12 protein-coding genes are annotated in these 13,357 nt (G+C 64.9%); 11 read left to right on the forward strand and 1 reads right to left on the reverse strand.

Annotation, left to right across the window (positions count from 1 at the left end; all coding sequences use genetic code 11):
• The first annotated feature begins 19 nt into the window (after positions 1-19).
• The 8 genes from C8C89_RS19095 (at position 20) to C8C89_RS19130 (ending at position 10,139) form a co-directional block, all read left to right on the forward strand.
• Positions 20-1,156, forward strand: coding sequence for an SIS domain-containing protein (locus C8C89_RS19095; protein ID WP_133991827.1), 1,137 nt, complete (start codon positions 20-22; stop codon positions 1,154-1,156).
• Positions 1,143-2,096 carry an ROK family protein gene (locus tag C8C89_RS19100; protein WP_133991830.1) on the forward strand — a complete coding sequence of 318 codons (954 nt, stop codon included), beginning with the start codon at positions 1,143-1,145 and terminating at the stop codon, positions 2,094-2,096. Before C8C89_RS19095 ends, C8C89_RS19100 begins: the two co-directional genes overlap by 14 nt.
• Positions 2,096-3,439 carry a D-tagatose-bisphosphate aldolase, class II, non-catalytic subunit gene (locus C8C89_RS19105; protein WP_208327800.1) on the forward strand — a complete coding sequence of 448 codons (1,344 nt, stop codon included), beginning with the start codon at positions 2,096-2,098 and terminating at the stop codon, positions 3,437-3,439. Before C8C89_RS19100 ends, C8C89_RS19105 begins: the two co-directional genes overlap by 1 nt.
• A gap of 35 nt (positions 3,440-3,474) precedes the next feature.
• Positions 3,475-4,242, forward strand: coding sequence for a DeoR family transcriptional regulator (locus tag C8C89_RS19110; RefSeq protein WP_101481082.1), 768 nt, complete (start codon positions 3,475-3,477; stop codon positions 4,240-4,242).
• Between the two features lie 3 nt (positions 4,243-4,245).
• Complete coding sequence (locus tag C8C89_RS19115) at positions 4,246-5,340, forward strand: N-acetylglucosamine-6-phosphate deacetylase (RefSeq protein WP_133991833.1); 1,095 nt, start codon at positions 4,246-4,248, stop codon at positions 5,338-5,340.
• A 38-nt stretch (positions 5,341-5,378) separates the two neighbouring features.
• Entirely contained in the window at positions 5,379-7,172 is a 1,794-nt protein-coding gene (locus C8C89_RS19120; protein WP_133991836.1) for an MFS transporter, read from the forward strand.
• Positions 7,173-7,380: 208 nt separating this feature from the next.
• The gene (locus C8C89_RS19125) at positions 7,381-8,778 is read left to right on the forward strand and encodes an amino acid permease (RefSeq protein ID WP_101481079.1); all 1,398 of its coding nucleotides are present in this window, start codon (positions 7,381-7,383) and stop codon (positions 8,776-8,778) included.
• A gap of 74 nt (positions 8,779-8,852) precedes the next feature.
• The gene (locus tag C8C89_RS19130; protein ID WP_133991839.1) at positions 8,853-10,139 is read left to right on the forward strand and encodes a DUF445 domain-containing protein; all 1,287 of its coding nucleotides are present in this window, start codon (positions 8,853-8,855) and stop codon (positions 10,137-10,139) included.
• Between the two features lie 7 nt (positions 10,140-10,146).
• On the opposite strand, the gene C8C89_RS19135 is transcribed toward C8C89_RS19130, so the two are convergent.
• Positions 10,147-10,419 (reverse strand): hypothetical protein, encoded by a 273-nt coding sequence (locus C8C89_RS19135; protein WP_133991842.1) that lies wholly within the window; start codon positions 10,417-10,419, stop codon positions 10,147-10,149.
• A 357-nt stretch (positions 10,420-10,776) separates the two neighbouring features.
• Here C8C89_RS19135 and C8C89_RS19140 point away from each other — a divergent pair, with 357 nt between their 5' ends.
• The 3 genes from C8C89_RS19140 to C8C89_RS19150 are packed head-to-tail and all read left to right on the forward strand — an operon-like array spanning position 10,777 to position 13,357.
• Entirely contained in the window at positions 10,777-11,682 is a 906-nt protein-coding gene (locus tag C8C89_RS19140) for a GGDEF domain-containing protein (RefSeq protein WP_166674801.1), read from the forward strand.
• 60 nt (positions 11,683-11,742) lie between these two features.
• Positions 11,743-12,246: a chemotaxis protein CheW gene (locus C8C89_RS19145; RefSeq protein ID WP_133991848.1), complete on the forward strand. Its 504-nt coding sequence runs from the start codon at positions 11,743-11,745 to the stop codon at positions 12,244-12,246.
• A gap of 52 nt (positions 12,247-12,298) precedes the next feature.
• The gene (locus C8C89_RS19150) at positions 12,299-13,357 is read left to right on the forward strand and encodes an HD domain-containing phosphohydrolase (protein ID WP_133991851.1); all 1,059 of its coding nucleotides are present in this window, start codon (positions 12,299-12,301) and stop codon (positions 13,355-13,357) included.

Here is a 13,357-nt window from a genome sequence, read left to right on the forward strand (position 1 = left end):
AACACTTTACTGACACTCCATGACTACCCTACTTCAGCGTGACATTCAAACCTGGCGCGACATCGGCGGCCTGCACACGGCCGAGGAAATCGCCCACCAGCCGGCCATCTGGCGTGCGCTGGCCGGCATTTTGCGCAGCGAGCAGGCCAGCCTGGCCGCCTTCCTGGGCGACGCGCTGTCCAATCCCGTGCAGCGCGTCATCCTGACGGGCGCCGGCAGCTCGGCCTACGTGGGCGAAATCGTCGTCGACACCTTGAATGCCGCCTGGCCCGCGCAGATCCGCGCCATCGCCACCACCACCCTGCTGACGCACCACGAGCTGTACCTGGAAGCGGACGCGCCCACCCTGCTCGTTTCGTTTGCCCGCAGCGGCGATAGCCCGGAAAGCCTGGCCGCCGTGGAATTGCTGCGCCAGGTCGTGCCCGGCGCGCGCTTCCTGAACATCACCTGCAACGCGGACGGCAAGCTGGCGCGCCAGGGCGCCAATGACAGCAATACCTATAACCTGCTGATGCCGGAAGGCAGCTGTGATCGCGGCTTCGCCATGACCAGCAGCTTTAGCAGCATGCTGCTGGCGGCCCTGTCGGTGCTGGGCAAGGGCACGGACCTGACCCGCCTGGAGACGCTGGCGCAACTGGGCGAACAAGCCTTGCGCGACTGGTCGGCGCCTGTGGCGGACCTGGGATCAACCCCGGTGCAGCGCGTCGTCTACCTGGGCAGCGGTCCGCTGGAAGCGCTGGCCAAGGAAGCGGCCCTGAAGATCCTGGAACTGACGGGTGGCCGCGTGATGGCGATGGCGAATACCCCATTGGGTTTCCGCCACGGCCCGAAATCGGCCGTCACCACGGAGTCGCTGGTGATACTGCTGCGCAGCAGCAAGCCGCTGGCGCGCCAGTATGAAGATGACTTGCTTAAAGAGCTGCAGCGCGACAGCGTGGCACAGACGTGCCTGACGGTAGGCATCGGCGGCGACCTCTCGGCCGATGCACCGGCCTGGCCCGATGCGTGGCTGGCTCCGCTGTGGCTGCTGATGGCGCAGCAATATGCGCTGCACCAGTCCGCGCTGCTGCAACTGCGCCCCGACAATCCATTTGCCGGCGGCATCGTCAACCGTGTCGTGCAGGGCGTCACCATCTATGGCCATGACCAATTCTAACCCTACCGCGGGCTACCACGGCATCGACATCGGCGGCAGCAAGATGGAGCTGGTGGCCTTTGCCGACCGCGACGGCACGCTGACGGAAATGTTCCGCGAACGGGTGGCCACGCCCGGTGACGATTTTGCCGCCTTCGTGCAAGCCATCGTCGACCTGGTAGCGCGCGGCGACGCCGCCCTGGGCACGGCGGCGCCTGTCGGCATCGGCTTGCCCGGTGTGATCGACAGCGCCAGCGGCCGGCAACTGAGTTCCAACGTGCCCGCCCTGAACGGCCGGCTGGTGGCGCAAACCCTGCAACAGGCCTTGCAGCGCCCGGTTGCCATCGGCAACGATTGCCAGTGTTTCGCCCTGTCCGAAGCGCAAGGCGGCGCGGCCGAGAATGCCGCCAGCATGTTCGGCGCCATCCTCGGCACGGGCGCCGGCGGCGGCTATTGCGTGGGCGGCCAGCTGCTGCGCGGCTTTAACGGCGTGGCCGGCGAATGGGGCCACTGGAGCCTGCCCGCCACCCTGCTAACGCAGCATGGCCTGGCCGACTATCCCTGCCCATGCGGCAAGACGGGCTGCCTGGAACGCTACGTCTCCGGCCCAGCCATGAGCAAAATCCACGCGCATTTCGGCGGCGACGGCGCCGAGCCGCTGGCCATCGTGGCCCGGGCCAACATGGGCGATGCCGTGGCCGAACGCACGGTGGCCGTGCACCTCGATGTGCTGGGCCACGCGCTGGCCAGCCTGGTGCTGGCCTACGATCCGCACGTCATCGTGCTCGGTGGCGGCCTGTCCAAGCTGCCCCACCTGTACGACAAGCTGCCGGCCGCCGTCAAGCGCCATCTGTTCCCCGGCGTGCACGTGCCGCCCATTTTGCCGCCCCGCTTTGGCGACGCCGGCGGCGCGCGCGGCGCGGCCCTTTTGATACGACAACATACAAAGGCGTCAACATGATGAAGCAAGTGGAAAACCCGACCTTTACACTGTCCCCCATCCAGCAAGTGATCAAGGCGCACCGCCGCGGCGAACGCATGGGACTGTACGCCGTCTGCTGCAGCCACCCGAGCGTGCTGCGCGCCGCCATGCGCGTGGCCAGCGACTACGACACCGTGCTGCTGGTCGAAGCGACCTCGAACCAGGTCGACCAGTTCGGCGGCTACACGGGCATGACGCCGGCCGTTTTCCGCGACACCATGCTGGCACTGGCGCGGGAACAGGGTTTCCCGACCGAGCGCCTGGTGCTGGGCGGCGACCATCTTGGCCCGAACGCCTGGCAGCACCTCGATGCGGCCACCGCCATGCACCACGCCGAGACCCTGATCGCCGCGTATGCGTCGGCCGGTTTCCATAAAATACACCTCGATTGCAGCATGCGCTGTGCCGATGACCCTTTGCAGCTCGACGATGAAACCGTGGCCGCCCGTTCGGCGCGCCTGTGCATCGTCGCCGAAGCGGCCGCCGCCGCCGCCGGCTTCGCGCCGCCCGTCTACGTGATCGGCACGGAAGTGCCGATACCCGGCGGCGAAGCATCGCTGGCGCAGGCCGGCGCCGTCACCAGCCCGCAGGCCGCGCGCCGCACCCTGGACGTGCACCGCAGCGCCTTCCTGGAAAATGACTTGCACGGCGCCTGGCGCCGCGTCATCGCCATGGTGGTGCAGCCGGGCGTTGATTTCGATCAAAGCAGCATCCAGCACTACGATGCGCCTGCGGCCGCCGAACTGTCGGCCTTTGTTGCCGAGCAGCCTGGCCTGGTATTTGAGGCCCATTCCACCGACTACCAGCGCGAATCGGCCCTGCACGCCATGGTGCGCGACCATTTCGCCATCCTGAAAGTGGGTCCGGCCGCCACCTTCGCCCTGCGCGAGGCGCTGTATGCACTATGCCAGATCGAGGAGGAACTGCTGCCGGCGCACGCCACCTCGCGGCTGATGCAGGTACTCGACGACGTGATGCTGGCCAAGCCGAAGAACTGGATCAAGCATTACCTGGGCACGCCGGAAGAACAGCGTCTGATGCGCCGCTACGGCTTGAGCGACCGTTGCCGCTATTACTGGGGCGAGCCGGAAGTGGCAGCCACCGTCGACAAGCTGCTGGCCAACCTGGACGCCTTGACGATTCCGCTGCCGCTCCTGAGCCAGCATTTGCCGGAGCAGTACCTGGCTGTGGTGCAGGGCAGCTTGAGGGCGGAGGCGCCGGCCTTGATCGAGCACAAGATCGGCAGCCTGCTGGCGCAATATGCGCGTGCCTGCAACCGCAATACGGCAGTCCCCGTCGTTGCCGAAGCGGCAATCTGTTAAGCTCGATATTTTCATTTTTTACTGAGCCCGCCACCATGCGAAATACCAGCCAACGCCGTGAATCCATCCTCCAAATGCTTACCCAGCAGGGCTCGGTACAAGTGACCGACTTGGTGGAAAAACTCGGCGTGTCCGCGGTCACCATCCGCAGCGACTTGAATGCGCTGGAAGCGCAAGGCATGGCCACACGCAGCCACGGCGGCGCGACCCTGACGCGCACGCCGCCGCCCGAGCATACGATACGCCAGAAGGACGCCATCAACCACGAGCAAAAGGAGCGCATCGGCGCCTATGCGGCGCGGCTGGTGGAACCGGGCGACAACATCATCATCGACTCGGGCACCACCACCATCTCGCTGGCGCGCCATTTGCGCGATGCGACCGGCGTGACGGTGGCCACGAATGGCCTCAACATCGCGTGGGAACTGGCCGACGCGCCCGGCGTGGACCTGATCCTCACGGGCGGCCTGCTGCGCAAGCAATCGCTGTCGATCCAGGGCAGCCAGGCGGAAACCTGTTTGCAAGCCTACAGTTTCGACAAGCTGTTTTTGGGCGTGGACGGCTTCGACCTGCAGTTCGGCGTCACCACCCACCACGAAGCGGAAGCGAGCCTGAACCACAAGATGGTGGAACGGGCCAAGAAAATCATCGTCCTCACGGACGCCTCCAAGTTCGGCCGCGTCAGCCTGCACCGCATCGTGCAGCTGGACCGCGTCGATACCGTCATCACCGATGCCAGCATCAGCCAGGAATACCGCGAAGGGCTGCAAAAGCTGGGCATCGAACTTTTTATAGCGGAATAACACATGCTGAGCGGCAGAATCCTTACCCCATCTGGCTGGATCACGGGCACCATCACTTTTGACCAGCGTATCGTCCAGATACAAGAAGACCCTGCCGCCGACAGCGCGCTGACCATTTTGCCCGGTTTTATCGACCTGCACGTGCATGGCGCGGCCGGCGTCGACATCATGGAAGGGGGCGACGCGGGCGCCACCGTGGCGCAAGTGCATGCGCGCCACGGCACCACCGCCCTGCTGGGCACCACCCTGACGGCCAAGGAACCCTCGATCCTGCGCGCCCTGCAAGGTCTGGCCGGCGTCATCGCCGAGCGCCCGGCCAACGGCGCGCGCATGCTGGGCGTGCACCTGGAAGGACCTTTTTTAAACCTGCACCGCCTGGGCGCGCAGCCGCCCGACGTAGTGCAAGCCAGCCTGGCGCTGGTGCAGCGTTTTCACGCCATCGCCCCCATCAAGGTACTCACCATGGCGCCGGAAATCCCCGGCCACATGGAACTGATCCCGCAACTGGCGGCGATGGGCATCCGCGTGCAGATCGGCCATAGCGCCGGCACGTATGACGAAGGCGTGGCGGCCCTGAAAGCCGGCGTCGCCGGCTTTACCCACCTGTACAACGGCATGACGGGCATGACCCATTACGACCCGGGCATGGTGGGCGCCGCGCTCGCGCATGCCGAGTACGCGGAAATCATCCCCGACCTGCAGCACGTGGCCAAGGGCGCCCTGCGCGCGGCCCTGCGCGCCATTCCGCGCCTGTACGGCGTGACGGACGCCACCTCGGCCACCGGCATGCCCGATGGCGAATATGGTCTGGGCACGCAGCGCGTCTACAAATGCCTGGGCTGCGTGCGCCTGGCCACGGGGTCGCTGGCAGGCAGCGTGCTGACCATGGACCAGGCCCTGCGCAATTTCGTCGAGCTGGGGCTGGACCTGGCCGACGCCTCGAACCGTTTGTCGCTGTACCCCGCCGATTACCTGGGCGAATCCGAACGGGGCCGATTGGCGCCCGGCGCCTGGGCCGATATCGTTGTCCTCGATACCAACTTGCAGCCAGTGTCCGTCTTCGTCGAAGGCGCGGCCATCGATCTTTCCACCCGCTAGACCACCTCAACCTACCTCAACCCCGTCCCGGAGTTTTCATGCACGACACGTCACACAAGGCCCCCGTGTGGGCCATGCGCTACCTGCTATTCATTGCCGGCATGGGGGGATTGCTGTACGGCATAGACATCGGCATCATCGCAGGCGCCCTGCCCTACCTGGAATCGACGGCCTCGGTGGCGTGGAAACTGACGGCCCAGCAGCTGAGTTTTATCGTCGCCGCCGTGCTATTGGGTTCAGTTCTTTCTTCGCTGTTCGCCGGCGCCCTGGCCGATCTCCTCGGCAGGCGCTGGGTGATGTTCCTGGCCGGCGCCCTTTTCAGCGCCAGTATTCCCCTGATCGCCCTGGCCGATGGCTACACGCCACTGCTGCTGGGCCGTCTGCTGCAAGGCATCAGCGGCGGCTTGATCGGCGTCGTCGTGCCCCTGTACCTGGCCGAATGCCTGCCCGCGCAACAGCGCGGACGGGGCGCCGCCCTGTTCCAGCTGCTGCTGACCATCGGCCTGGTAGCCGCCGCCCTGATCGGCCTGCAGCAGGCGCAGACGGTGGAAACGGCCACGCAAGCGGCGCAAGCCTTGCCGGAAGCGGGCCGCATCGCCGCCATCTTCACGGCCAAGGACCACGCCTGGCGCAGCATCTTCTGGGTCTGCCTGACGCCGGGCCTGGTGTTTACCATCGGTGCCCTGCTGCTGGCCGAATCGCCGCGCTGGCTGGCGCAACGCGGCCGCATCGAACAGGCGCGCCAGTCGCTGCTGCGCACGCGCCTGCCCGCCGTTGCCGACCTGGAGCTGCGCGAAATGCTCGATACCCCCGAAAATGCGGCCAAGGCCAGCGGAAACGGCAAGGCGAAGGACCCGCTGCTGAGCCGCCGCTATGTGCTGCCCTTCCTGCTCGCTTGCCTGATCCTGGCCTGCACGCAGGCGACGGGCATCAATTCCATCCTCGCGTATGTTGTCAACATCCTCAACCAGGCGGGGCTGTCCGGCGCCTCGGCCAACATGGCGGACGTCCTGCTGAAAGTACTGAATGCCGTGATGACGGTGGTAGCTGTGCTGCTGGTGGACCGCAAGGGCCGCAAATTCCTGCTGATGCTGGGCACGGGCGGCATCGTCGTCTCTCTGCTGGCGGCCGGTTTGCTGTTCCGCGGCGCCGAAGCGCATCTGGTTGACGTGCGCCCCGCCATCGCCACCCAGGTGCAGAACGACGCCCTGGCCTTGCGCCTCGATGCGGCCACCTTGACCGCCCTGGGCGCGGCGGCCGACGGCACGCCGCAGCAGCTGACCATCGCCTACGCCTACGGCCCGTTCACGAATGTGAAAAGCCTGCGCAGCGATGATCCCGTGCTGCGCCAGGTCAGCATCGCCCGCGAAGACGCCGTACAGGCCGACAGCGTGATCGGCGTGTTCTTCCGCAAGCTGCACCTGAACCCGTTCGCCGACCCGGCCGCCGGCCGCGAAGCGCCGCTGCGCATCGAGAAGGCCAGCCTGGGTCCCGTGCCCTCGTCCACGCACGGCTGGCTGGTGGCGATCGCCATCTGCGTGTTTGTCTCCAGCTTTGCCGTGGGACCGGGCGTGTGCGTGTGGCTGGCCCTGTCCGAACTGATGCCGACCCGTATCCGCTCGAACGGCATGAGCATCGCCCTGCTGGTGAACCAGTTCGTCTCGACGGTGATCGCCGCCATCTTCCTGCCGACGGTGGGCTTGCACGGCTATTCGACACTGTTCTTCTTCGGCGCCGGCTGCACCGTGCTGTACTTCCTGGCGGCCGCGTTTTTGCTGCCCGAGACCAAGGGCAAGACTCTGGAAGAGATCGAAGCCCATTTTGCAAAATAGCAAAATAGATAAATAAAGCAGTCTCCTTTACAGCCCCGGTCCATCATCCCGGGGCTTTTTTTTGCCTGCCAGACAAGCTTGCAGGCGGGCAGGCACGGCACAGTACAGTTTTCCTTCTGGAATGCGCGCCGCCTGGGCTAGAATCTGGCTGCGTCGTGCTACTCACGAGGCGGCAATGGCGCCATGACAAAAACTACCAGGAGACACAGTGAGCTTATTTAGAACCAAGAATTTGGATGACATGATTGCCCACAGCAAGAAGCCGGGAGGACTGGCCAAGGTGCTTGGGCCCTTCGACCTGGTGCTCATGGGCATAGGCGCCATCGTCGGCACCGGCATTTTCGTGCTCACCGGCACGGGCGCGCTGACGGCCGGCCCCGCCCTCTCGCTGTCGTTTGTCGTGGCCGCCGTCGCCTGCTGTTTCGCCGCCCTGTGCTATGCGGAATTCGCCTCCACCGTGCCCGTGGCCGGCTCCATCTACACCTATAGCTATGCGACTTTGGGCGAGCTGGCCGCCTGGATGATAGGCTGGGACTTGCTGCTCGAATACGGCCTGGCCGCGGCCGCCGTCTCCGTCGGCTGGTCCGGCTACTTCCAGTCGCTGCTGTCGGGCTTTGGCATCGCCCTGCCTGCGGCCCTCACGGCCGCGCCGGGCGCGCTGCCGGGCGTCACCACCTTCATCAACCTGCCGGCCCTGGTCATCATGCTGCTGCTGACGGCCATGCTGGGCTGGGGAGTGCGCGAATCGGCGCGCCTGAACAACATCATGGTGGCCATCAAGGTGGGCGTGGTGCTGCTGTTCATCATTTTCGGTGCGCGCCACGTGCAGCCGGCCAACTGGCAGCCCTACATGCCGTTCGGCTACCACGGCATGCTGAGCGCCGCCGCGCTCGTGTTCTTCGCCTTCATCGGCTTTGACGCCGTCACCTCGGCGGCCGAGGAAGTCAAGAAACCATCGCGCGATTTGCCGATCGGCATTATCGGCTCCCTGGCCGTGTGCGCCGTGCTGTACGTGGTGGTCTCGGCCATCATGACGGGCATCGTGCCGTATCAGAAATTCCTCGGCGTCGACCATCCCGTCTCGCTGGCCCTGCAATACGCGGGCGAAAACTGGATCGCCGGCTTCGTCGACCTGGGCGCCATCCTTGGCATGACGACCGTCATCCTGGTGATGGCCTTCGGCCAGACGCGCATCATCTTCGCCATGTCACGCGACGGCTTGCTGCCAAAGCGCCTGTCGACCGTGCACCCGCGCTTCCACACGCCGTTCTTCGCCACCTGGCTGGTCGGCATCGTCTTCGGCCTGATCGCCGCCGTGATCCCGCTCAATATCCTCGCCGAGCTGATCAACATTGGTACTTTGGCCGCCTTCACCATGGTCTCCGTCGCCGTGGTGGTGCTGCGCAAGAAGCGTCCCGACCTGCCGCGCGCCTTCCGCTGCCCCGGCGTGCCCTATGTACCGGCGCTGGCCGTGATCCTGTGCGTGGGCCTGATGACCTTCCTCAGCTGGGTCACCTGGATGGCCTTCAGCATCTGGCTGGCGATCGGCCTGGTTATTTACTTCGGCTACGCGCGCCGGCGCTCGCTGCTGCACCCGCCGCAGTAAAAGTCCCTGCTGCGACATATTCTGTCGCTGTCCCAGTTAAGATGGCGGTCTCGCAGCAATACAGGCCGCCATCCATGCAACGTTCCCCCGACCTCATCAAACAACTGGACCAGAGCACGGACCAGCTCAAGCGCGCGCGCCTGCGCAGCATGCAGTGGCTGGCCGTCGGCTTGCTGCTGCTCGCAGCGCTGGTCTTCGCCGTGGCCCGTTCGCAGCGCGGCAGCCATCCCGCCTGGGGCTATGTGGAGGCATTCGCCGAAGCGTCTATGGTGGGTGCGATTGCCGACTGGTTCGCCGTGGTGGCCCTGTTCCGCCACCCGCTGGGCATCCCGCTGTGGCATACGGCCATCATCCCGAACAGCAAGGCGGACATCGGCCGCAGCCTGGGTGCCTTCGTGGAAAACCATTTCATTACCGAACAAGGCATCGCCGAACGCATCGTGCAGGCCGATCCTGCCGCACGCCTGGGCGCCTGGCTGGCCCAGCCTGCCCATGCGCAGCAGCTGGGCATGGCCAGCGCCGGCGTCGCCAGGCAACTGCTGGCAATGGCCGACCACGAAGCACTGGGCCGGCTGCTGCGTGTACAGGCCAGCAACTACCTGGGCCAATTGAATGTATCGGAGGTGGCGGCGGACTGTATCGACGCGCTGATCGCTGACGGCAAGCCGCAGGAACTGCTGGACTTCATGCTCGACCGCAGCGCCGCCTACCTGGACGACGAGCGCCACCACGCCGCCATCGGCGATTTCGTGCTGGGCGCCTTCCAGATCGAAAACACGCTGGTGAAAAAAGCCGTGAAAGCGTATGAGCCGCGCATGATCGCCTCGCTGCAAAAATTTGCCCTCGCCGTGCGCGTCGATCCGCAGCACCCGCTGCGCCAGCGCATCGCCGGCTGGATCGCCGACAGCGCCTTGCACCTGAAGGCCGACCCGCAGTGGCAAGAGACCGTGCGCCGCTACCAGCGGCAGCTGATCGCCAGCGATACGGTGCAAGCGATGCTGGGCGACGTCTGGAACAACCTCAGTACGCGCTTGCTGGCCGACCTGCACACGGCCCAGCCTGTGATGGCGCAAGCCATCGCCAGCCTGGCGCGCAACACGGGCCAGGTGCTGGCCGCGGATACGGCTGCGCGGCAATGGCTGAACGACGCCATCGTCACCGGCAGCGGTGCGCTGGTGCGCCGCTACCGTGGCGAAGTGGGCGCCTTCATCGCCAGTCGGCTGGACCTGTGGAGCAAGGAAGAAATGAGCGAGCGCATCGAGCTGGCCATCGGGCGTGACCTGCAATTCATCCGCATCAACGGCACCATCGTGGGCGGCCTGGCCGGCTTGCTGATCTACGCCGCCAGCCAGGCGCTGTAAGCGCCACCTACCAGCCGTGCACGCTGCCAGCCGCGGCCGCGCACGACACCACGCCGCACACGGTGCTGAACAGCTTCGGCACGCCGGCGTGCCCCGTGGCGATGCAAGTCGCGGCCGGTATCACGGCCAGCAACAAGATCAGACAGGCGATCGCCTTCAGGCGCCGCGACGCTGAACGGGAGACGCCATCGCCCAGCCTGTGCCGATGGGGAGCGCTGCCGGATGCCGGCCCGCCCTTGTGCACCACTGCCCTGCCCCTGACCGGCATCTTCGTACGCATGTCCATCTCCTCCATTTACAGTGACTGACCTGTATCCCTGGTATTTTGCTGCATAAATTTACCAAATACAATAAATATATACCCGAAAAATACAATTTCCTTTGCCGACAGGCAAACGAATACTGGGAAAATACAGCTGCCCGGAGAGTGAAATGACGACCGGTACGCTGGCAAGGCGATCAAGAGCGGGATTTTGTCGCGTGCAAAAAAACCAAATAAAATCATGAAAATCAAAATATTTGTTGAAATCAATTTTATTTGATGTATGATGATTTCCAAGGAGAAATCAAAGTGGTGCAACAGCTATCGCAGCCTCGACCACCCGGCATCTCCGTATTCTTTGCAGGGGAGAAGTACATGAACCAAATCCTGGCCTTGCGCCTGCTCGACGTCGCCGACGATGCAGCCATCATCATCGATGCCGCTTCACGCATCCACTATGCCAATGATGCCATGTATGCGCTGAGCGGCTATGACGCAGGCAGCCTGCCGGGCCAGCAGATCGAAACGCTGCTGCCTAACGCCGTGCGCGAGCAGCATGGCGAGCAGATCGGCGCCTATCTGGCCGGCAGCTGCAAGAACCCCAAGGTGCTGGGCAACAAGCGCCATTTCGCCATTCGCCATCGCGATGGCACGATGCTGCCCATCATGCTCAAGGCCATGGATCTGGGCAAGCTGGATAATGAAAACTACATGGGCGCTTTCTTCATCGACCAGCGCCACGAACGCGCCATCGAACTGCAGAACGCGGCCCGCTGGCAGCAGTTGCAGCGCATCGCCCTGAGCGATCCCCTGACTCACCTGCCCAATCGCCGCGCCTTCGAGATAGACGCCGTGCGTTCGTCCACGCGGGCCAGGCGCGCGGGTAGTCCGATGACCATCGGCATCGCCGACATCGATTTCTTCAAGCTCGTCAACGACCGGCATGGCCACGCCGCCGGCGACGCCGTGCTGCAAGCCATCTCGGCCGTGCTCCAGAGCCAGGCGCGGGCATCCGATGTCGTCGCCCGCATGGGCGGCGAGGAATTTGGCCTGCTGTTTCTCCATACAGACATGGTCATGGCGCGCCAGGTGGCCGAACGCATCCGCCTTGCCGTGGCCGAAACGTGCGTCGACTTCGAGCACACGCCCATCACGGTGACGATCAGCATCGGCCTGGCGCCGCTGCCTGCAGACGGTGACTGGAAAGCCGGCTTCATGCAAGCCGACGCCGCCCTGTACCAGGCCAAGAGCAATGGCCGCAACCGCATCGAGCAGGTTTGAGCATCACCCGGTAACCCTCGCAGTTTCATGCATCACGCATCACCTGACAGGAGCAAGCACATGGAAACCACCACAACACATGCCGCGGCAGCAAGCCAGCTGGCGCAAGCGGGCGCCCGGGAATTGCTGGTCTTTGGCCTTGGCAATGAGGAATACGCCATCGACATCGGCCAGGTGCAGGAAATCCGCGGCTACGGCGCCGTGACCCGTATCGCCAATGCGCCCGCCTTCCTCAAGGGCTTCATCCACCTGCGCGGCAGCATCGTGCCGCTGATCGACCTGCGCATTGCACTGGGCCAGGCCGCGCCCGCATACGACGCCTCGACCGTGGTGATCATCCTCATCTTTGCGCATGGCGCCACCGGCATCGTGGTCGACCGCGTGGCCGATGTGGTGCCGTTGATGCCGGCACAGCTCAAGCCCCCGCCGCAGTTGCACGGCTCGGCGATGGCCGGCCATGTAACGGCCATCGGCAGCCTGGATGAACGGCTGCTGATCGTGCTCGACATGGACAGCCTGCTGTCAGGCTTGGGCATGCCCGCCACGGGCAAACTGGCTGCCTGAGGCAGCCATCGCCATCCCGGCCGCCACCTGACAGCCATCCTCCGGAGACAATATGAGCATCCTGATCGTCGATGACAACGACACCAACCTGAGCCTGCTATCGACCCTGGCGCGCAAGGCCAGCAGCATCGAGCCCGTCTGCATGAACGACCCCATCGATGCGCTGACCTGGTGCGAGTCGCATGTGCCGGACCTGGTGTTGCTCGACTACCGGATGCCCAGCCTGTCGGGCAATGAATTTCTCAGCATTTTCCGCAAGATGCAAGGCATGGCCGACATCCCCATCATCATGGTCACCACCGAGAACGACCGCGCCGTGCGCAAGCAGGCATTTTCGCTCGGTGTCACGGAGTTTCTCACCAAGCCCGTCGACACCATCGAGTTCAGCCTGCGCGTGCGCAATCTGCTGGCCCTGCGCACAGCGCAAACCATGCTGGCCGACCGTGCCAAGCTGCTCGAGCATGAAGTGAGCGAGGCCATCGCCAACGTCACGGCGCGCGAGATGGAACTGGTTACGCGCCTGGCGCGGGCGGCCGAATTCCGCGACCCTGAAACGGGCGCTCACATCATGCGCATGGCCCGCTACTCGGCGCTGATCGCCAGGAACCTGGGCATGGATGCGCAATGGCAGGAACTGCTGCTCAAGGCAGCCCCCATGCACGACGTGGGCAAGCTGGCCACGCCCGACCATATCCTGCTCAAGCCGGGGCGACTGAACCACGAGGAAATGGCCATCATGCGCCAGCACGCGGAAATCGGCGGCCAGATCCTCGCCGGCAGCGATGCGCCGCTGATCCGCCTGGCCGAGGAAATCGCCCGCAGCCACCATGAAAAATACGACGGCAGCGGCTATCCGGACGGCCTGGCGGGCGAACAAATACCACTGTCGGCGCGCATCGTCGCCGTGGCTGACGTCTTCGACGCGCTCAGTTCGGAACGCCCGTACAAGCCGGCCTGGCCAGTGGAGCAAGCGTACCTGTTCCTCCAACAGAATACGGGCAGTCATTTCTGCCCGCGCTGCATCGACGCCTTCCTGGGCGCCTGGGACGAGGTGCTCGATATCCGCAGCAGCCTGCCCGACCCCGTCCAGCATCACGCCCACCCACTGTAA

The sequence above is a fragment of the Janthinobacterium sp. 75 genome (assembly GCF_004365495.1).
Lineage (GTDB): Bacteria > Pseudomonadota > Gammaproteobacteria > Burkholderiales > Burkholderiaceae_D > Janthinobacterium.